Here is an 18,500-nt window from a genome sequence, read left to right as displayed (position 1 = left end):
TGGGGCTGAACCTTCTCTTTTTCAGGAGTCTATTCATGTTAAATAAAAATAAGCAACGTGGCGCAGCTGCGATTGAATACGCGATTTTGGCAGCGGCAATGTCTGTTGTTCTTCTTTCATTTGTTGGGGGCAGTGATGGCAAGTTAACCAAAGCCATTGTGGGTGCCTACGAGACAGTGATCGAATCACTGGAGCAAACTCAGGATTCTGGTAACTAAACCGACAAGGCTGAAGGAATAATCATGACGGCTAAGCGATTGATGATGTTGTCTATCTTACTGTCTAGCGTAGGTATAGGATTGTTGCTGCTTGGGCAAGATAACTCAGAACATCAGACGAAAGAGCAACCTGAGCAAGTTTTCCAGCGAGTGCTGGTTTCGGGTCAGGATATCGGTGTCGGCGATGTCTACACACCCAATATGTTTCGTTGGCAATCTTTGAGTGAAGAGCAGCTTTCTGATTACGTCGACTACGTGACGGAAGATGAGATCACTTCCATTAACCTAGCGAGTGGTATTGCACATATTGCAATTAAGCAAGGGCAAGTTATCGCTGCGGCTGACTTGATACCACCACAGGGTGGGGCTTCATTAGCCTTGAAAGTCAGAGTAGGGTATAGAGCGGTATCGGTGCCTGTTGATCAGGTAACTGCCAATTCTGGCTTTGTTCAACCGGGTGATAAGGTCGATATTTTACTGCTGGGTTCTAAGGTCAGCGAGTTGAAGAAGTACGATAATGTGGTTGAAGGCCTTTACGTCAGCACTATTGCAACCAACGTTCGTATTCTTGCTTTCAATAATCTCTCATCATCTGAAGGGTTCCAGGAAAAGCGTCATGACTACGGGGCGAAAATACCGGATAACAGCTCTGTATCACTTGAAGTGACGCCAGAGCAGGCAACACAAATTGTGCTTGCTAATCAGTTAGGCCGCTTGACTCTTTCATTGCGTGGTTCGGGTGAAACAGACTTTTCATTACCGCAAAGCCATACCATCACAACGACTCAGCTGAATCCGGAAAGCAAACTAATTGCTCCGGACGTAGACCTGATTCAGTTACGACCAAACAGCGACAAAAACTAACAACTTCAGGACGAAACAATGAACACATTACTGCGCTGGTGGAGCTTGTTGCTGCTTCCCGGTTGGCTTTTTGCGCTTCCAACATGGGCAAATGCCCTCGAAGTGAACATAAATGAAGCGAAAATGATTCGCCTGTCAGAAAAGGCAAAGTCGATTTTTATTTCCAATACACACATCGCGGACTACCAACCTATGACCAATACCAAAATCATGGTGTTTGGTATGCAGACTGGCACTGCCACGATCACCGTTCTTAATGAGCAGGAACGAGTGATTTACAGCAACAAAATTCGCGTGGTCCATGATACTCAGGAATTGGATGAACTAATCAAAGCTCAGTTCCCTGATGCTTCTGTGAATTCTGAGTCACTCGGTGGCAAGCTGTGGCTTAAAGGGTCTGTACCGACTCCGGCAATGGCGCACAGTATCGTTAATGTGGCGAAAGGGTATTTGTCTCCGATCGTCGCTCCGCAAGAGAGCAATAACAATGACTCTTCAAAAAGCAGTAAATCATCGGAGAGTAACTCTGAAAATCAGCAAAACTCGAATGGTGACGAGCTGATTAACCAGTTGGTCGTGACGATGCCAACGCAAGTCAACATCCGTATTCGAATTGCAGAAGTCTCGCGCAATGTATCGAATAAACTCGGCATTAAGTGGGGCTCTCTGGTCACCAATGGCAGCACCGTTGAGAATACGGTCGGTAGCTTTCTTTACAATAAGCCTTGGGATGTAAGTAGTTGGGGCAAACCTAACCTAAGTGCCTTGGTTGATGCGCTGGCGTCTACTGGTGATATGTCGATTCTGGCAGAGCCAAACTTGACCGCAATGTCCGGTGAAGAAGCCAACTTCCTAGTTGGTGGCGAAGTGCCAATTCCTCTGATTCAAGGAGACACTGCGACGGTTGAGTACAAACCATTTGGTGTCAATCTGAACTTCAAACCTGTTGTGCTTGGCCCAGATAGAATCAGCTTAAAGGTTGAGCCTGAGGTCAGCAGTGTGTCTGTTGATAATCAAGCGGTTTTAAATGGCAATGTGCTGCCTTCCTTCACGTCACGTAGAGCGTCAACAACGATTGAACTGGCTAGCGGGCAGAGCTTTGCACTTGGCGGTTTGCTGCAAAGCAGTGAAATTGAGCAACTGCAAAAACTGCCGGGTATGGGGGATATTCCAATTCTAGGTGGCCTTTTCCGTTCTAACGAGTATCAACGCCGTGAAACAGAACTGATCATTATTGCTACCGCTTACCTTGTCGAGCCAACACGAAGCGATAACTTACCGATTCCTACCGATGCTCTGATTCCACAAAGCGATCTGGAGAGACTGCTGGCGCTGCCTGACGAGGATTTCGTCGGAACCAGTGGCAAAGCAACTTACACCGACAACCGCAAGCCTCGTTTACTGGGCGACAATGGATTTTACTACTGAGGTGCGCATGAAATTACAATCGTTACTTTTGCCTGTTTTGCTCGTCCTGAGTGGCTGTGCTTCTGATCAAATAGCGCGTCAACCTGCCATTGATGTGGTCTCCGTAACCAATAAGCTTACTCTTGCGGTCGAAAAGAAATCGCTCACTCCGCAGCAGCAACAGGATATCCGATCCTTCATCGTTCAGCGTGGAAACCCCTATAGCCTAAGAGTGAAATTGGTGAGCTATTCGCCTAAAGGACAGTCTCAGGTTAAGCCTATTTCAAACCTGTTGCTCGGACAGGGCCTCGCCAAGCACCAGATTATGACTGAACGTGCGACCGGAACTCAATCTGGTGATGTGCAGGTCATCGTTGAGTCGTTTCGTGCCAAAGTACCTGGGTGTGGTACCGATAAATCACAGCCGGTCATCTTCAACCAATATAAAACGCATCAGGCATACGGGTGTAGTAATGCTGCGGCTTTAGCGCAAATGGTCGCTAACCCGAAAGATTTGGTTGTGGGTGAAAAGCTCGGTCCAACGAATGGGGCAAAAGCCGTTGCAGCCATTGATGCTTATGTTGCTCCAGCAAGCACCAATGAAAATAGTCAGGATAACGGCTCGGTGATTTCGATTAGTACGGGTGGTAACTAATGATGAAAAATCAGAACCTTTCAGTATTGGTGGCAAGCTCTCCGGCGCTGGACAGCTACCATCTAAGCCTTGCATTTGCAGAGCAAGGGATCACTCAGCTTACTCAGGTTTCTTTAGAGCGTGAGCAGATCATCAAGCAGGCACTGATCAATAACCACAGCGTTATTGCGCTAGATGTGATTGGTTTGTCAATTGAAGATGCTCAAAGCCTCGTGAGTAATCTAGTTCATCGTACAGGCTGCAAGGTCATCGCAATTGGTGATGATGAGAAGATCGCTTACTACCGCAGTTTACTATCGGCTGGAGCTCTCGAATATCTGGTGAATCCTATTGCACCGGATGCATTCGCGTCTCTCGATTTTGGTCACCATCACAATGGAAACCAAAGTGGGAAACGTATCTCTGTGGTGGGTACTAAAGGTGGCGTTGGCACTTCCACTGTCGTTGCGAATCTCGCGCGAATGATGAACAGCCGTGGCCAGTCGACAGCAGTGGCTGACCTTGATTTTGCCTCAGGGGATCTGGACTTGCACTTCGATGTTCAAGGGAATACCGCTTTGGTTGAAATGTTGCAGTATCCAGAGCGCCTTGAGCCAGTAGTCTTTGAACGAAGTGGCATTACGGTTCAGCCAGACTTAACCTTGTTCACGGGCTATTTACCTTTGGATACTGACCCGTTTTGGCCGGACAAAAACGCGTTAGAACATTTTAGTAAATACTGCCTAGAGCACGCCGATAATCTCATCTTTGATATTCCCTCGTTCTCTCTGAGAGATCAGGTCGGTATGAGCGTGCTAAAAAGTGCAGATGTGCGCGTTATCGTCGTTGAGCCAACCTTGTCGTCAATTCGTAATGCTGGGCAAATCTTTAGCTTCCTTTCTGCTGGGGCAGAAGCTGGCCTCGCTAAGCAAAACCTTTTAGTCGTCAATCACACCAAATCGAACAAAGCCTCCTTGATTGCATTGAATGACGTTCACCGTGCACTGGGTGTTGATATTGATGTTTCAGTGCCTTTTGCACCGAATCACTTCTTAGCTAAAGAGTCGCTGGGGCAGTCTGCCATCAAAGGGAACCGTAAGGTCAGCCAAGCGTTTTCTGACTTAGCGGATAAAGTTGAAGGCACACCGCAATCACGCTCATTCAGATTCTGGAAGCGAGGGGCGTAATGTTTAAGTCGACAAGAGCGAAAGAGCCATTAGCGATAAATCACGCACACAGTGCCGTAGCCGCGCAATCGGATCCTATTCGTGAACATTATCATCTGATCCACTCTCAGGTGGTGAACGCGATTGAAGCCAGCGTTGTCATCAAGCTGAGTCCTCAGGAATTAGAAGCGAGGATTTTACTGCTGGTGACGGACGTGGTTGCGACTCATCAGCTGCCGCTGGGCAATCGTGAAGTCGCGCTAGTGGTTAAACAGCTGGTGGATGAACTATTGGGTTTGGGGCCGCTACAACCATTGATCGACGATCCTATGGTGAGTGACATCATGGTTAATGGACCCAATGAGGTTTACATCGAGAAGTTGGGTAAATTGCAAAAGACGTCGGTCGAGTTTCGCAGTGAAGAGCAGTTGCTCAACCTAGCTCGTCGAATCGTGAGCAAAGTAGGTCGTCGAATTGATGAAAGTTCACCACTGGTTGATGCGCGTTTAGAAGATGGTAGCAGGGTCAATGTCATGATCCCTCCACTTGCGTTGGATGGCACATGTATTTCAATTCGTAAATTCAATCAGGAAAAACTGTCTCTAAATCAGCTGGCGCAAAATGGCGCCATGTCAGACAGTATGGTGCGCTTACTGGACATCATTGTTCGTTGTCGGTTGAACGTTTTGATTGCGGGTGGAACCGGTGCAGGTAAAACGACGCTGCTCAATGCGATGTCATTCAGTATTTCGCCTCATGAGCGAATTATCACCATTGAAGATGCCGCAGAACTTCAACTTCAACAGCCGCATGTGGTTCGAGCTGAAACCAGACCTGCAAACGCAGAAGGGCTCGCTGCTGTCAGTCAGCGAGAGCTGGTTAAGAATGCGTTAAGGATGCGTCCTGATCGCATCATCCTCGGAGAAGTGCGTGGTGACGAAGCCTTTGAAATGATGCAGGCCATGAACACTGGCCACGAAGGTTCTTTGTCGACCTTACACGCGAACTCTTCGTTAGATGCATTGGTTCGAATTGAAAACATGCTGATGATGGCGCAATCCACCTTGCCATTGTTTGCATTGCGTCGACAAGTGGCTGATACGATTGATGTGGTGGTTCAGGTTGAGAGAATGCGTGATGGCAAGCGTCGTGTCGTCGCTATCACAGAGGTTATCGGCTTGGAAGGTGAGCAATATGTCACCAACGATCTCTACCGCTTTGAGGTTCAGGGCGAAGATCATCAGGGTCAACTGCTGGGCAAGTACATGAGTGCCAGAAGCTTGCCTACTTTTGCATCCAAAGCGCAATATTACCAACTTGACAGCCAATTACGTTCGGCCATGGAGCTCGACTTATGATCCTTGCTCTGGTCGTGATTTGGTGCCTGACCGTAGCGGTTTCTCTTCATTACTACAGCCAGCGTCGTAATGTGAAGCGACGTTTGTCGAAGTACGTCCCTGATGCGGGCACGAGTCATTTAAGCTCGATTGTCAAATCGCACCAGTCTGGCGGGAGAGTGCGCGAGTTCTTGTATCGTACTGATGCCTTGTTGCCAAGTCAGGACAAGCTACTGCTTGCTTTGTCAGCATTCGCTTTACCGCTTGGTACGATATTCTGGCTGCAAGCGCTGGCATGGTATTGGCAAACCGCTGTTGTTTTAGTGTGTTTTGGTGTCTTGTTCTGTGCGCTGTTTGTTGTGCGTCGTAAAAAGCAAATTGAAGAGTTTGATACCAATATCGTTCAGGTGTTGGGCCTTGTTAGTCGTGCGGTGTCCGCCGGACTTTCTGTTCCTCAAGCCATCGAACAAGTGGCGAACTCTCAAACAGGTTTATTGGGGCGGGAATTTGCGCTTATTACAGACAATTTGGCGCTAGGTATTTCACTGCGTCAAACACTTGATGAAGCCTGTACTCGCCTTCCTTACCGTACTTTTCGTTATTTTTCCGTCGCTCTGATTCTTAATCAGAGTAACGGTGGTCAGTTGAGGGAGATCCTCCACAATCTGAGCCGCACCATGCATGACAATCGAGCCATGCTCAAGAAGGTAAAAAGTATGACCGCGGAACCGAGAATGACGGCAAAATTTCTCTCATTGCTGCCTTTGTTGCTGGTGGCCGTTGTTGCGTGGATTGATGTGTCATTGTTCGAGTTACTGGTCTACACCGAAAGCGGTCAGTCGATTTTGATTTATTGTGCAGCCAGTATTGCTTTTGGCGGCTTCACGCTCCATTCGCTGACAAAAAATAGGAAGTTCTCATGATATCTATGATTGCGACCTTACTGATTGTGGTGGGCGTCATTAGCTCCGTGATTTGCTTTCAGCTTGCACGTCAGCAAGACGTCATCCATCGCCGCTTAAAACAGGTCAGTATTTCGACACTGCATACTCGCTCACTAGGCGAAAAATGGCGATGGAAGTCGAACCCTGCTCGTCAAAAACAATTGGCATTACTTGGCTTTAACCAAAATCATGCAGAAACCCAGTTTGTATTGATTCGCTTTGTCTTGATGCTTTGCGGCGCTGGTTTGTGGCATTTTTGCCGCTCTTTGGACTGGTCGTCGGCGGATTTTGCTCAGGACATAGCGGTGGCAATCGCTTGTGGTATTGCGGTTGATCGACTGCTCGAATGGCGTGTTAACCAGATTCGTCAGGAAATCTCCAAAGTGGCACCCGATGCACTCGATCTTATGGTGGTCTGCGTCGCTTCTGGGCTGACATTGGAAAACACTTTCCGTGTTGTTGGTGAAGAAATGACGTCAGTTTCTCCGGCTTTAGCCCGAGAATGGGCACTGACCGCAACGGAAATGTCGGTGCTGGATTCTCCGCAGCAAGCTTTGCAGAATCTGGATCAGAGATTGGAGTTACCAGATATCAACAACATGGTTGTGACCATGTCTCAAGCGCTTCAGTTTGGTACGCCTCTCTCGCAGGCATTGAGCCTGATTGCGTCTGATAGTCGTCAATACCAGTTGCTTGATCTCGAAGAATGGGTAGGAAAAATTCCAGCCAAAATGTCTTTCCCACTTGTGGTGTTCATCATGCTTCCAGTCGTGGTCATGATTGTCGCCCCTGTTGTTCTCAGCCTGTTTAATACCTTGGACACATTATGATTAAACCATTTCTCTCAGCCTGCTTTTGTCTATTGGTTTTTGGTTGTCAGTCTACAGACAGTCAGGTTGAGCAATCCGATTTTCAACTGGCGGAAACCGCACTGACAAACGGTCATGCGGATAATGCGCTTAGCATCTATAAGCAGAAACTGGAGATGACTCCAGATGATCCCCAGCTTTTGTTTCTGGCGGGCAGTGCCAGTAATCAAGCTGCTCGTTACGATGAGGCTCTGCATTACCTCAAAAAGGGCAGTGCAATTAAGCCCTCCCCACAGTTTGATCGTGAATTAGGTCGCGCGCACTTAGCATTAGGAAATGTTCGTTTAGCGACGGAATCACTGCGCAGAGCGGTGGAAGGAAACGAGAAAGACGAAGTGGCGCTAAACAGTCTTGGTGTGAGCTATTCATTGCAAAAAAGCTATGCGGCTGCTCGTGACGCATTTCAGCAGGCGATTAACATCAGGCCGGACAGCTTAGAGTACCGAAACAACCTCGCGTTGAGCTGGATGCTAGATGGTCAGCCAGGTCAAAGTATTCGGATTCTTTACCCAATTTACCAACGTGGTGAAGCGACAACTAAGCTGCGGCTTAATCTAGCATTATCTTATGCGTTGCAAGGTGAGGTCGATGCTGCACGAACGATCGCGATGGGCGATCTGACCAAAGCGGAGTTAGAGAACAACTTAGCGTATTACCAGCATCTTGCTGAGCTGGGAGCTAGCGCATGGTGATGAAGCGTCATTCTGGGAGCCAGACGATAGAGTTTGCAATGGTAATTGTTCCCCTGATGATTGTGCTACTGGCGGCATTTGAATTTGCTCGCCTGATGTGGGTCACCATGATCTTTGAATCTGCCGTCAATGCTGCGGTTAGGGATGTAAGAACGCTGCCACCTTCCACGACTTTAGACAGTCGAATCCGCGATCGCATCGCCTCGTTTCCATTGCTCGATCTAGAGAAGATCGACATTGACCCTCCACGTTATAGCGATAGCGTTCAATCTTTAGCTTTGGGGAGAACGACCACTTCTCTGACTGCGGTGATGGCCGAGTACCACATTCGATACCGTTTTACCTTTTTATTGGTACCAGCCCTGTCTGAAACGTTTCCTTCAGTGGCGTCTTTAAGTCGAACCGTATTGGTGAGTCATGATGCGTAGTGTTTCAAAGCAAAATGGCGCAACCGTGATTGAGTTTCCGTTTGTTGTGCTCGGAATTCTGACCATCGTTTTGGGGCTGTTCGCAGTGTACAAGCTGCTCTACCTTCAAAGTCGTGTCGATAGTACGGCATATTCGATGGCGAGCGCTGCTGCAAGAGCGTTAGTGCCACAAGGTAGCGCCATAGCCTATGACGATGCGAGTGCTAATCAACTGTTGAGTGTTGCACAGCGTTCTTTACCCACAGGTTTTGAAGCAGAGCGTATAGGGCTTGTACTTGAAATTCGAACTGTGACTGCTGGACTCACAGAGCTCGTCACCCAAAAAGCAGGCAGTGACTGCGAGGTAGAACAAACGATAGATGCTCTTTCTGCACTCGCTCCAGTTAGCCGAAGCTCGATCGCCTCGTTACGTGGTAAGACTGCGAGCCTATATCAGGTAACGCTTTGTGTCTCTGAGCCGTTGGAGTCGGATAGTGCCATTTTCAATTGGCTGCCGTTACCGCTTCCAACATCTATGCGCAGCCAAGCTACCATGATAGGGAGGCGCTACAGTGCTTAAGCAACACACAGGCTCTGTCTCCTTATCCTTCTTAGCGCTGCTGATTCCTTTGGTGGTGCTATCTGCTGCGACCATCATGATTGGCTTTCAGGTACAACTGAGCAGCCGTGCGATGCAAGCCGTAGACGCGGCTTCTTTGGCGTGTGCATTTGCCGATTACTCCGATCCTAGCGTTAATCAGGCCTATTTGGAGTATTACCAGCCCAACGTAAAACTGGTGAAAAGCGAGATATACAGTGCTTCAGGCTGTGAGCTGAACATGGGGTATCAGCTGACAGGGCTATTCTCATCATTGAAATTTGCACAGGCTTCGTATTCAGCACAATCAGGCTCAGTAGAGCAAGCGCACGTCAATCAATCGGCCAGTGTGACCCCAACGGAAATGACTTTAGTGTTGGATATTTCTAGTTCCATGACAGGGTCAATCGATACACTAAAGAGCATCCTTACTCGAGCAATAGAGCGCATAGAGCAAGACAATGTACAAATCGATGGAAGGCGAGCAATCAGTATCTCTATTGTGCCTTTTTCTGATGGGGTATCTGCTCGCAATGCCGCTTGGCTGGATGACAAAGGCGTCTTCTGTATTGATGGATTAACCAAAGAATCTGGCGGCTCTGTATTGGTGAATGAAACCGTTCAAAACCTAGACCGAATCCATTCTGAAAAGGCGGTCAGCCATCGTGCACCGGACGAGTTTCTCGCAGATTGCAGTGCCTCAGCTGCCCTTGTCCCGCTTACCGACAATATGAGCGAAGTGAAAACAGCAATTAATGCCCTGACTACGACAGGTGGCACCCGCTCCTATCAAGGGGTTATCTGGGGGGCTCGTCAACTGATTCCAAGATGGCGCCAAGAATGGGGATATAACCCTTATTCGCTCGCACCTAAGCAAAAGCTGATTCTGATGACTGATGGAGTTGATAGTGGTTATGTACTGGATGACCTGATTGACGCTGGCCTTTGTGACCGTTTAGCCAATGAATTTGCTATTGAGCTCAATTTTATTGGTTTCAATGTCCAAGACAGCCGCCTAGCTCAGTTTCAGAGCTGCATCAACGCCGCAAATACAGACGGAATCAAGGGGCAGGTTTTCTCTGCAACCAACACCGAGAAACTCGATGAGTACTTTTCAAAGATATTAGAAGTTCAGTATGACACCACGCTTAACTTCGGACAGAAATAAAACAACAAAATTATGGAGAAAATAATGATTAAACAATTGGTTGTGCTATTCGCTTTATGCGCTTCTTTCTCTGCATCTGCGTTTAAAGAAGGAGACACCATTACAGATTCAGCGTCAACGGGACTCAAGCTGGATCAAAGCCAGTTAACGATAGTGGATTTCTTTGCGGAGTGGTGTGTTTCATGTCGCCATGAGCTGCCTTTGGTTAATCAGCTCTACCGTGAACTAGAAGGGACAGGCGTGACTGTTGTCGGTGTGGATGTCGATGAAGAGGTCGAAGTTGGCCTTGAGTTTCAAAAATCGTTAGGTTTGACCTTTCCTGTCGTCATCGATCCAAAGCAACAGTTGATCGCCGAGTTCAAGCCGATTGGTATGCCAGCTCTCTACTACATCTATCAGGGCCAAGTACTCAAAGTTCGGTTTGGCGCCATCAACGATATTCGTAACGTTATTCTCACTGATCTGGCTGATATGGGAGTGCAGCTATGAAGCCAGTCGTTCTTGTATTTGCTCTCTGCTTTCCGGCGCTGAGCGTTGCTGCACCCAAAGTGGATTTAAGTCAGTTAGGGAAAAAACCTTCCCAAGCTACGGAAACATCTGTCAGTGGTTCCAGCATTGAAGAAGAGGTGATTTCTGGTCAGGTCTACACCAGTGGCAGTTCTGAAATCGGTGCTCGTCGCAACGTTGAATTAGTCAAACCTCAGGCTAAAGATTTAACGCTGAATAAGCCACAAGCCGTCGCAAATGAAAAGTCAGCACTCGCTTTTGTCGACGAAGCATTGGGTATTGAACCCGTTAAGCCGTGGGAAAAAGGAACTCTGGCTAAGAAAGAGATGAAACCCGGAGGGCCGGTGCCTGAGTTCGACTTATTTTCGGAGAAAGTCTTCTCATACAAGCAAGGTTCAGTGGGTGGCAGTGGCGTCGGTGGCGGCGGCTGTGGTTGTAACTAAATACTAAAAATAAATCAGAATGAAAAAACTACCTTTAACGCTGCTGAGCGCAGCGGCAGTGGCGAATAGTGCGCTGGCAGAAGACCATATCTCTGTTCACTATCTAAATTACGAAGAGTACGACGATAAAGTAGAAGCAGGCGACAGCGTTGTTTCTATCGAAAAGAGTTTTGGTCTCGATTGGACCATCAATCTTGAATTGGGCTACGACACCGTTTCTGGTGCGTCACCGTCTTGGGGGCCAACCACTCCAATTGGCAGTGCAGCGGATGCGGTAAACCGTGCGACGAAAACTCAACAAGCTCAAAACATGACGGATCAGGTGATCCGCGCTGGCTACGATCCCCACAGCAGTGGCTACAAAATTCAGAAATATGAGCTGGAAGATACCCGTAAATCGATCAATGGCAGCGCGACTTACCGAGACGAGCTGCGTAACGAGTGGACTTTCGGCGCTAACTTTTCCAAAGAAGAGGATTACCGCAGTATTGGCTTAAATGGTAAAGGGCTAATTTACGCAGACGCACAGAAAAACCGCTCGTACAGCTTAGGCTTCTCTACTCTGTTTGATGAAACGATGACGTTTGGCAAATATCAAACTTCGACCAATCCACAATCTTGGGAAGACATCTTTACAGGGAATGTTGAGGCAGGACTTTCACAAACCTTCTCGCCAAATTACTACATGGTCTTTACCGGCTATGCGGGCTATCGTTCTGGTTATCTTAGCAATCACTATCTGACGGTGTTGCGTGAGGTGGATATTGATGGCGATGGCTCGATTGGTACTGACGAGGTCTTTCTTGGTCAGGATTCACGCCCGGATACTCGTTTGTCAGGTGGCGTAAATATTCAGGCGTTCTGGGCAATGTCCGAAACTCTAGTGGTTCGCCCTCGTTACAAATGGTTCCAGGACGACTGGGGCGTAGCCTCTCATCAGCTTGGCGGCAAGCTTTCTTGGACGGTCAACAGTTGGCTAACGCTAGCTCCGGGTTATTTCTGGTACACCCAAAGTGCTGCTGATTTCTACCGTGACCCTAATGGTAGCGATCCTACGTTTGCTTCATCGGGTTATGCGACCTCTGATTTACGTCTTGGTGATTTTACGGCCAATGCCTATGAATTAGGCGCAAGCTTTAAAGTGCATAAGAAACTGCGTTTCAATCTGCTTGGCGCTTATTACGAGCAGTCCAACGGTTTTGAAGCTCAGTGGTGGGCAGTAGGGGCAACCTATGAGTTTTAATCCGCCGTTTGTTCACCGATTTCAGGCGATGACGGTTCCTTGTGAAGTTCAGTTGTATCACTCAGAGAAAGCCGCAGATATAGCGGCTTTAATCGAGTCTAATACTCTGAGATTAGAGCGGAAATTTAACTTTTATGATTCTCACTCTTGGCTCAATCAGCATGTGAATCAACGTCAATCATCATCTGTGGTTTTGGATGATGAAAGCTACGCTGTATTTGAAGTTTTGAAGCGTTTGGTTGATGGCACGAAAGGTGTTTTTGACCCAACGGTCGGTACGGTCAAGTCATTGATGGCCAGCACGCCTCAATTGGACAGAAATGCGGCTTATGAAGGCGCTAAAGCGTTTATGGGCGTTGATGCTTGGTCTTTATCAGATAAAACGCTTTCTATCCCTCACGCAGAGACTCAATTTGACTTGGGTGGAGTGATTAAAGAGTTTGCGGTCGATCAGGCGGTGATGATCGCAGAGAAATTTGGTGTTTCCTCTGCGCTGGTGAATTTTGGTGGAGACATTCGAGCGCTTGGCACTAAGCCAGACGGTTCACCTTTCAATGTGGCGGTGCTTAATCCGAAGAATAAGCATGAGCCATTTTTCTCATTGCCACTGGCTGATGCCGCTTTGACGACATCCGCTCATTACGAGAGAAGTTTCCAATTTGGTGATGAGGAAAGCTCACACATATTGTCGCAACGTGGAACACATCCTCAAGTGCTCTCTGTCAGCGTCTTAGCTCCAACGACACTGGAAGCCGGCGCCCTCAGTACGGCATTGACATTAGAGCCGACTTTACCAGTCCCTGAACAAGTCGGTGTTGTATTTATTGACGATCAATTAGCTATTCATCAAGACACGGAGTTTGTAGCGTGATCAGAATTTTCATCCTGCCATTATTACTGTTTATCTCTGCCTTTACGTTCGCGCAGGATCCTGACTTTTTGCCTGTCGAAGAGGCATTTCCTTATCAATGGTCGGTCAGTGAACAAGGTGTGCAGATCCATTTCGCGACTCAGCCTGAATATTATCTCTATAAAGGCCGATTTAAGTTTTCAGCAGATAGCGGCGTTGAGTTGACTGACCCTCAATTTTCTTCACCGGGCAAACAGAAACAAGACAAGTACTTTGGCGAAGTCGTCGTTTTCGATAAGCCAGTAACCGTGCTGGTACCTTATGGTGGCGAAGGTCAACTAAAGGTTCGTTATCAAGGTTGCTCAGAAAAAGGTCTGTGTTACTTACCTCAGACGATCAAACTCGACTTGCCCGCCAATACACTGAATGACAGCAGCTCCTCTATTTGGGATAAAGTTGGCGGTTTGGCGGAAGACACGGCGGGCCTGTCTGAGCTCTTAGGCAGCGCGTCCAAAACTCAGGCTCTCCTCATCTTTTTCCTACTTGGTTTAGGGCTGTCACTGACACCTTGTGTGTTGCCCATGGTGCCTATTTTGTCGAGCATCATTGGTGGTGACGCAAAAATGACAGGCCGAAAAGGTCTAGTTTTGTCAACGTCCTATGTGTTGGGTATGGCTTCCAGTTATGCGCTAACGGGGATCTTAGCCACGACGCTGGCTAAAGGTGTTAACCTGCAAGCGGCGATGCAGCAACCTTGGTTGCTATCGATATTTGCGGTGGTGTTTGTCTTGCTTGCTTTAGCGATGTTTGGCTTTTATGAGCTGCAATTGCCGGCATCCATTCAACAGAAACTGAATGCAAGCTCAGACAAACTGGGCGGCGGTAAAGTGGCGAGTGTGTTTGTGATGGGCGCGGTTTCGGCTCTGGTGGTGTCGCCCTGCGTGAGTGCACCATTGGCTGGGGCGTTACTCTATGTTTCCACCACGCAAGATTGGGTCTTGGGTGGTGTCACTCTGTTTGTAATGGCTCTGGGTATGGGTGTGCCACTGATTCTGATTGGCATGAGTGGCGGTAAATTGCTCCCCAAAAGCGGCCCTTGGATGATTGCCGTGAAGCAACTGTTCGGTGTGTTGTTGCTGGCGGTCGCGATTGTGTTGTTGAGCCGTTTTATTCCGGATTGGTTGACGATGCTCTTATGGGCGGTGCTTGCCATTGGAAGCGGTATTCATTTTGGCGCGCTGGATTCAGCGCAACCAGGTTGGGCGAGGACCCGTAAACTGGCCGCATTTATGTCTCTGTTCTACGGGTTGATCTTATTTGTCGGCATGTTGACAGGCTCAAATGATCCTCTTAAACCACTTAATGTTGCACAGACTACATCAGACCAACCAGTCGCGGTTTTACCATTTGAGAAAGTCAGCTCTGTTGAAGTCTTGGATCAACAATTAGTACTCGCGAAGCAGCAAGGTAAGCCAGTAATGATTGACCTTTATGCCGACTGGTGTGTCTCGTGTAAGGTCATTGAGAAAGAAGTGTTTGGCGACCAATCTGTACAGAATAAGTTTGCTGACTGGAATACGATTAAGTTTGATGTCACAGAGAGTACCCCTGAGCAGATGGCGTGGCTGGCAGAGCGCAATGTGTTTGGTCCACCGGCGGTATTTTTCTTCGATACCAAAGGAGCGGAAATTGCTCAGCAGAGAATTGTCGGAGCCACAGGGCTTGAGCATTTTCAATCTGTGATGACCCAATTGCAGTAATTAACAGAAGGCGGCATTTATGTCGCCTTTATCTTATGCACGTTAGGGACGTGCTAGCCAAGACATTGCTGTCGAATCTGGCTACTATACTTATGGGCAAAGAATAACCAATCAGGCAATGATGGCACATGGAAGGCGTCGTAGATCTTAATCGTTGGCAAAAAGAACACATCAGAACGCAGCAAGAGTTACTTCATCTCTATGCTGAAGTCCGGGCTTTTTATTTGAGTGAGCCATTTTCTGGCTACAACGTGCGGATGAAAAGGCTAAAGATCCTTAAGCAAGCTTTACTTGAACACAAGGAAGAGTTGGTTGAGGCTCTGCAAAAGGACTATGGTGCGCGTAGCCGTTTCGACAGCATGATTTGCGATATTTTACCCGCAGTCTCTCACATCAATTACACCATCAAGCACCTGAAAAAGTGGATGAAACCAAGTCGACGTAAAGCGGGCTTGTTGCTATCTCCTTCTTCAATCACAGTAGAGTATCAACCGCTAGGTGTGGTAGGGGTTATTGTCCCTTGGAACTTTCCAATCGTGTTGAGCATTGCACCTATCGTGACGGCGATTGCGGCGGGAAACCGAGTCATGGTTAAGCTGAGTGAGCATACTCATCATACCAATCAAGTACTCAGCCAGATCTTGTCTTGCTTAGACCGACACATTTATCCCATTGAGGGCGAAGCGGATATCGCCAGCTATTTTTCTCAGCTCCCCTTTGATCATCTTATCTTTACGGGGTCGACGCCAGTAGGGAGGCTAGTCGCTCAGGCTGCGGCGAAAAACCTTACCCCTGTGACGTTGGAGCTCGGTGGTAAGTCGCCTGTCGTGATTGATAATGACATTGATCTTCGCGCAGCAGTTGATGCCGTGTTACTTGGCAAATCAGTTAATGCCGGGCAAATTTGTGTTGCGCCAGACTATGTTCTGCTGCCCCAAGGAAAAGAGCTGTTATTCATCAACCTGTATCTGAAACGTTATAAGGCACTGTATGTAGATGGCGATAAAGCGCCAACGGTAACCCACATCATCAACGAACGGCAGTATGACCGTCTTCACACGATGTTAGCGGACGCAAAAGACCACGGTGCCGGTATTTATACCATAGAGGATGTGACGTTGGATGGGCGTCAGATGCTGCCGCATTTGATTACGGGGGTTACAGAAAATATGCAGGTGATGCAGGAAGAGATATTTGGTCCACTGCTACCTGTGATTGGCTACCGCCATCTGAATGAGGCGCTCAATTACATTAACGTTAAACCAAGACCGCTGGCTTTGTATCTGATGTCGACAGATCGCATCCTGCAGAGACAAATCATCGAGCAGACCCACAGTGGCGGTGTTGCGATTAACGATACTCTGTTACATGTGGCGGCTGAAGATGCACCGTTTGGCGGGATAGGGGAATCTGGCATTGGTCACTATCATGGCTTCGAAGGTTTTCAGACTTTCTCTAAAGCAAAAACCGTTTTGAGTTCCCCAGCTTGGCTGCCAAGAAGCCGGATTCTTTTGCGCTTCAGAAATTTGGCTGAAAAAGTCTTAGGGCGACTATTTATCCGCTAGCGAGTATCGAAGTAGTGCTTCACAAAGCTGATGAATTCTCGTAGCCGCTTAGGCTGAAAACGATCTCTATGATAGATGGCCGAAAAATCGACGCTCGGAATTCCCCAGTGATCAAATACTTCGACCAGTTCTCCTCGTGCTAGTTCTTCTTCACAGTAAATCATCGGCACTCGTATGATGCCGTTGCCATTGAGCGCGCCTTTTACCAGTACACGGCCATTTTTGCACTGCATGTGGCCATTGACTAACACATCGTAGTGTTGCGTATCCGCTGTATTTTCAAAGCTCCACCTTTTGACTGAACCCGTTAAGCAATGATGCTGAACAAGCTCTTTAGGGTGGTTAGGCTGACCATATCGTTTTAGGTAGCCAGGGCTGGCTAGAGTCCCCATTTTGATATCAAGCAGCTTTCGAGCGACGAATCCTGAGTCTTCAAGTCTGCCCATGCGAAAGGCTATATCGAAGTCATCTTCAATCAAATCCACCCGATGACTGCTGAAGTCTAGATTGATGCTGACATCGGGGTGCACATGCATAAACTCCGTCGCAATTTGAGCGATCAGCTCCTCCCCGAGATAGCCGCCCACGCAATTGATCTTTATTTCGCCTTGTACCTTTTCTACGTCATCCACTGCAGCCAATAACGCCTGATCAATATTATGCAGCGCTTTCTCACATTGCTGGTAAAAGGCTTTCCCTGCTTCAGTGAGCTTGAGTGTTCGAGTGGTTCGTATCAGTAACGTCACGCCCATTTGATTTTCAAGGCTGCTTATCTGGCGTGATACGTGAGAGCGCGACACGTCCAGCGCTTCTGCAGCTTTAGTAAAGTTCCCCAATTGTGCGATGAGGACAAAAGAGCGGATGTCAGCGAGATTAATCTGGTTGAGCACAGTAGATATCCAATCAAATCTAATTCTATTTATTGTTGCACTGTAGCAACAGTGTTTCAACTGAAGTGATATATATCAACAAAAACGATTTACGTAATATACCTCCATCGCAGCGAAACAGAGCTGCTACTGAACAACTACAGAGGAAATAAAGATGAAAAAACTAATCGTAATCACAGGTGCAAGTTCTGGTATTGGTGAAGCAATTGCTCGTCGTCTAAGCAACGAAGGTCATCCTCTGCTTCTGCTTGCTCGTCGTGTTGAGCGTCTTGAAGCACTAGATCTGCCAAACACTTTATGTGAAAAAGTGGACGTGACAGACAAAGCGTCATTTGAAGCAGCGATTGCAAAAGCAGAGGCGCAATTTGGCCCGGTTGATGGCTTAGTGAACAACGCTGGCGTTATGTTGTTAGGTCAGATTGATACTCAGGATTCGACTGAATGGAAACGCATGTTTGATGTCAACGTACTTGGCTTACTGAATGGTATGCAATCTGTACTGGCACCTATGATGGAGCGCAACAGCGGCACGATTATCAATGTCAGCTCTATCGCGGGTAAGAAAACGTTCCCGAATCATGCAGCATACTGCGGTACTAAATTTGCCGTTCACGCCATTTCTGAAAATGTACGTGAAGAAGTAGCCGCGTCAAACGTACGTGTAACGACGATTGCTCCGGGTGCGGTAGAGACTGAACTGTTGTCTCACACGACTTCTCAGGAAATCAAAGATGGCTATGACGACTGGAAAGTGGACATGGGTGGTGTCTTGGCAGCAGATGATGTCGCTCGTGCGGTCGAGTTTGCTTACAACCAACCTCAAAACGTGTGTATTCGTGAGATTGCGCTAGCGCCAACTAAGCAACAGCCATAATCACTTTATGATTCAAATTAGGTCAGCGAATGCTGGCCTTTTTTACTTTGCTAGTGGTATTTAG

The 18,500-nt window shown here is 47.8% G+C and carries 20 protein-coding genes; 19 read left to right on the top strand and 1 reads right to left on the bottom strand.

Features of this window, described 5'->3' with window-relative positions:
- Window positions 1-35 precede the first annotated feature (35 nt).
- From QMA41_RS09375 to QMA41_RS09290, 18 genes are all read left to right on the top strand, one after another.
- The gene (locus tag QMA41_RS09375) at window positions 36-218 is read left to right on the top strand and encodes a Flp family type IVb pilin (RefSeq protein ID WP_006961609.1); all 183 of its coding nucleotides are present in this window, start codon (window positions 36-38) and stop codon (window positions 216-218) included.
- 24 nt (window positions 219-242) lie between these two features.
- Window positions 243-1,082, top strand: coding sequence for a Flp pilus assembly protein CpaB (gene cpaB / locus QMA41_RS09370; RefSeq protein ID WP_038160217.1), 840 nt, complete (start codon window positions 243-245; stop codon window positions 1,080-1,082).
- 18 nt (window positions 1,083-1,100) lie between these two features.
- Window positions 1,101-2,510 carry a type II and III secretion system protein family protein gene (locus QMA41_RS09365; protein ID WP_281629472.1) on the top strand — a complete coding sequence of 470 codons (1,410 nt, stop codon included), beginning with the start codon at window positions 1,101-1,103 and terminating at the stop codon, window positions 2,508-2,510.
- Between the two features lie 7 nt (window positions 2,511-2,517).
- Window positions 2,518-3,144: a CpaD family pilus assembly lipoprotein gene (locus QMA41_RS09360; RefSeq protein WP_095559845.1), complete on the top strand. Its 627-nt coding sequence runs from the start codon at window positions 2,518-2,520 to the stop codon at window positions 3,142-3,144.
- Window positions 3,144-4,310, top strand: a complete 1,167-nt coding sequence (locus QMA41_RS09355) for a P-loop NTPase (protein WP_281629471.1) — start codon at window positions 3,144-3,146, stop codon at window positions 4,308-4,310. The genes QMA41_RS09360 and QMA41_RS09355 overlap by 1 nt, the downstream gene beginning before the upstream one ends.
- The gene (locus tag QMA41_RS09350) at window positions 4,310-5,647 is read left to right on the top strand and encodes a CpaF family protein (protein WP_281629470.1); all 1,338 of its coding nucleotides are present in this window, start codon (window positions 4,310-4,312) and stop codon (window positions 5,645-5,647) included. The genes QMA41_RS09355 and QMA41_RS09350 overlap by 1 nt, the downstream gene beginning before the upstream one ends.
- Window positions 5,644-6,549: a type II secretion system F family protein gene (locus QMA41_RS09345; protein ID WP_281629469.1), complete on the top strand. Its 906-nt coding sequence runs from the start codon at window positions 5,644-5,646 to the stop codon at window positions 6,547-6,549. Before QMA41_RS09350 ends, QMA41_RS09345 begins: the two co-directional genes overlap by 4 nt.
- Window positions 6,546-7,400, top strand: coding sequence for a type II secretion system F family protein (locus QMA41_RS09340; RefSeq protein ID WP_281629468.1), 855 nt, complete (start codon window positions 6,546-6,548; stop codon window positions 7,398-7,400). Before QMA41_RS09345 ends, QMA41_RS09340 begins: the two co-directional genes overlap by 4 nt.
- The gene (locus tag QMA41_RS09335) at window positions 7,397-8,131 is read left to right on the top strand and encodes a tetratricopeptide repeat protein (RefSeq protein ID WP_281629467.1); all 735 of its coding nucleotides are present in this window, start codon (window positions 7,397-7,399) and stop codon (window positions 8,129-8,131) included. The genes QMA41_RS09340 and QMA41_RS09335 overlap by 4 nt, the downstream gene beginning before the upstream one ends.
- Window positions 8,125-8,559 carry a TadE/TadG family type IV pilus assembly protein gene (locus QMA41_RS09330; RefSeq protein ID WP_006961600.1) on the top strand — a complete coding sequence of 145 codons (435 nt, stop codon included), beginning with the start codon at window positions 8,125-8,127 and terminating at the stop codon, window positions 8,557-8,559. Before QMA41_RS09335 ends, QMA41_RS09330 begins: the two co-directional genes overlap by 7 nt.
- Window positions 8,549-9,118, top strand: coding sequence for a tight adherence pilus pseudopilin TadF (tadF, locus tag QMA41_RS09325; protein WP_281629466.1), 570 nt, complete (start codon window positions 8,549-8,551; stop codon window positions 9,116-9,118). Before QMA41_RS09330 ends, tadF begins: the two co-directional genes overlap by 11 nt.
- Window positions 9,111-10,304: a hypothetical protein gene (locus QMA41_RS09320; RefSeq protein WP_281629465.1), complete on the top strand. Its 1,194-nt coding sequence runs from the start codon at window positions 9,111-9,113 to the stop codon at window positions 10,302-10,304. The genes tadF and QMA41_RS09320 overlap by 8 nt, the downstream gene beginning before the upstream one ends.
- Before the next feature lie 24 nt (window positions 10,305-10,328).
- Complete coding sequence (locus QMA41_RS09315) at window positions 10,329-10,793, top strand: TlpA disulfide reductase family protein (RefSeq protein WP_281629464.1); 465 nt, start codon at window positions 10,329-10,331, stop codon at window positions 10,791-10,793.
- Window positions 10,790-11,254 (top strand): DUF4266 domain-containing protein, encoded by a 465-nt coding sequence (locus tag QMA41_RS09310; protein ID WP_281629463.1) that lies wholly within the window; start codon window positions 10,790-10,792, stop codon window positions 11,252-11,254. The genes QMA41_RS09315 and QMA41_RS09310 overlap by 4 nt, the downstream gene beginning before the upstream one ends.
- 19 nt (window positions 11,255-11,273) lie before the next feature.
- Window positions 11,274-12,497, top strand: coding sequence for a DUF3570 domain-containing protein (locus tag QMA41_RS09305; protein WP_281629462.1), 1,224 nt, complete (start codon window positions 11,274-11,276; stop codon window positions 12,495-12,497).
- Window positions 12,487-13,368 carry an FAD:protein FMN transferase gene (locus QMA41_RS09300; RefSeq protein ID WP_281629461.1) on the top strand — a complete coding sequence of 294 codons (882 nt, stop codon included), beginning with the start codon at window positions 12,487-12,489 and terminating at the stop codon, window positions 13,366-13,368. The genes QMA41_RS09305 and QMA41_RS09300 overlap by 11 nt, the downstream gene beginning before the upstream one ends.
- A complete protein-coding gene (gene dsbD, locus QMA41_RS09295; RefSeq protein WP_281629732.1) occupies window positions 13,368-15,107 on the top strand; it encodes a protein-disulfide reductase DsbD in 1,740 nt (579 codons plus the stop codon). Before QMA41_RS09300 ends, dsbD begins: the two co-directional genes overlap by 1 nt.
- 128 nt (window positions 15,108-15,235) lie before the next feature.
- The gene (locus tag QMA41_RS09290; RefSeq protein WP_281629460.1) at window positions 15,236-16,672 is read left to right on the top strand and encodes a coniferyl aldehyde dehydrogenase; all 1,437 of its coding nucleotides are present in this window, start codon (window positions 15,236-15,238) and stop codon (window positions 16,670-16,672) included.
- Here QMA41_RS09290 and QMA41_RS09285 read toward each other — a convergent pair.
- A complete protein-coding gene (locus QMA41_RS09285) occupies window positions 16,669-17,562 on the bottom strand; it encodes a LysR family transcriptional regulator (protein WP_095663512.1) in 894 nt (297 codons plus the stop codon). The genes QMA41_RS09290 and QMA41_RS09285 overlap by 4 nt on opposite strands.
- A 154-nt stretch (window positions 17,563-17,716) precedes the next feature.
- Between QMA41_RS09285 and QMA41_RS09280 the strand changes: the two genes are divergently transcribed.
- A complete protein-coding gene (locus QMA41_RS09280) occupies window positions 17,717-18,436 on the top strand; it encodes an SDR family oxidoreductase (RefSeq protein ID WP_281629459.1) in 720 nt (239 codons plus the stop codon).
- The last annotated feature ends 64 nt before the right edge of the window (window positions 18,437-18,500 follow it).

It is taken from the genome of Vibrio sp. St2 (assembly GCF_947311885.1).
In the GTDB taxonomy this organism is placed as follows: Bacteria; Pseudomonadota; Gammaproteobacteria; order Enterobacterales; family Vibrionaceae; genus Vibrio; species Vibrio coralliilyticus.
The sequence above is the reverse complement of the archived record's forward strand: the minus strand, read 5'-3'. Positions and strand labels throughout refer to the sequence as shown.

Bases quoted from the DNA above. Each gene is read 5' to 3' on its own strand.
- QMA41_RS09310 (WP_281629463.1), top strand. From the start codon at position 10,790: ATGAAGCCAGTCGTTCTTGTATTTGCTCTCTGCTTTCCGGCGCTGAGC.
- QMA41_RS09355 (WP_281629471.1), top strand. From the start codon at position 3,144: ATGATGAAAAATCAGAACCTTTCAGTATTGGTGGCAAGCTCTCCGGCG.
- QMA41_RS09305 (WP_281629462.1), top strand. From the start codon at position 11,274: ATGAAAAAACTACCTTTAACGCTGCTGAGCGCAGCGGCAGTGGCGAAT.
- QMA41_RS09335 (WP_281629467.1), top strand. From the start codon at position 7,397: ATGATTAAACCATTTCTCTCAGCCTGCTTTTGTCTATTGGTTTTTGGT.
- QMA41_RS09350 (WP_281629470.1), top strand. From the start codon at position 4,310: ATGTTTAAGTCGACAAGAGCGAAAGAGCCATTAGCGATAAATCACGCA.
- QMA41_RS09315 (WP_281629464.1), top strand. From the start codon at position 10,329: ATGATTAAACAATTGGTTGTGCTATTCGCTTTATGCGCTTCTTTCTCT.
- QMA41_RS09345 (WP_281629469.1), top strand. From the start codon at position 5,644: ATGATCCTTGCTCTGGTCGTGATTTGGTGCCTGACCGTAGCGGTTTCT.
- QMA41_RS09340 (WP_281629468.1), top strand. From the start codon at position 6,546: ATGATATCTATGATTGCGACCTTACTGATTGTGGTGGGCGTCATTAGC.
- QMA41_RS09280 (WP_281629459.1), top strand. From the start codon at position 17,717: ATGAAAAAACTAATCGTAATCACAGGTGCAAGTTCTGGTATTGGTGAA.
- QMA41_RS09360 (WP_095559845.1), top strand. From the start codon at position 2,518: ATGAAATTACAATCGTTACTTTTGCCTGTTTTGCTCGTCCTGAGTGGC.
- QMA41_RS09330 (WP_006961600.1), top strand. From the start codon at position 8,125: ATGGTGATGAAGCGTCATTCTGGGAGCCAGACGATAGAGTTTGCAATG.
- QMA41_RS09300 (WP_281629461.1), top strand. From the start codon at position 12,487: ATGAGTTTTAATCCGCCGTTTGTTCACCGATTTCAGGCGATGACGGTT.
- QMA41_RS09365 (WP_281629472.1), top strand. From the start codon at position 1,101: ATGAACACATTACTGCGCTGGTGGAGCTTGTTGCTGCTTCCCGGTTGG.
- tadF (WP_281629466.1), top strand. From the start codon at position 8,549: ATGATGCGTAGTGTTTCAAAGCAAAATGGCGCAACCGTGATTGAGTTT.
- cpaB (WP_038160217.1), top strand. From the start codon at position 243: ATGACGGCTAAGCGATTGATGATGTTGTCTATCTTACTGTCTAGCGTA.
- QMA41_RS09375 (WP_006961609.1), top strand. From the start codon at position 36: ATGTTAAATAAAAATAAGCAACGTGGCGCAGCTGCGATTGAATACGCG.
- QMA41_RS09290 (WP_281629460.1), top strand. From the start codon at position 15,236: ATGGAAGGCGTCGTAGATCTTAATCGTTGGCAAAAAGAACACATCAGA.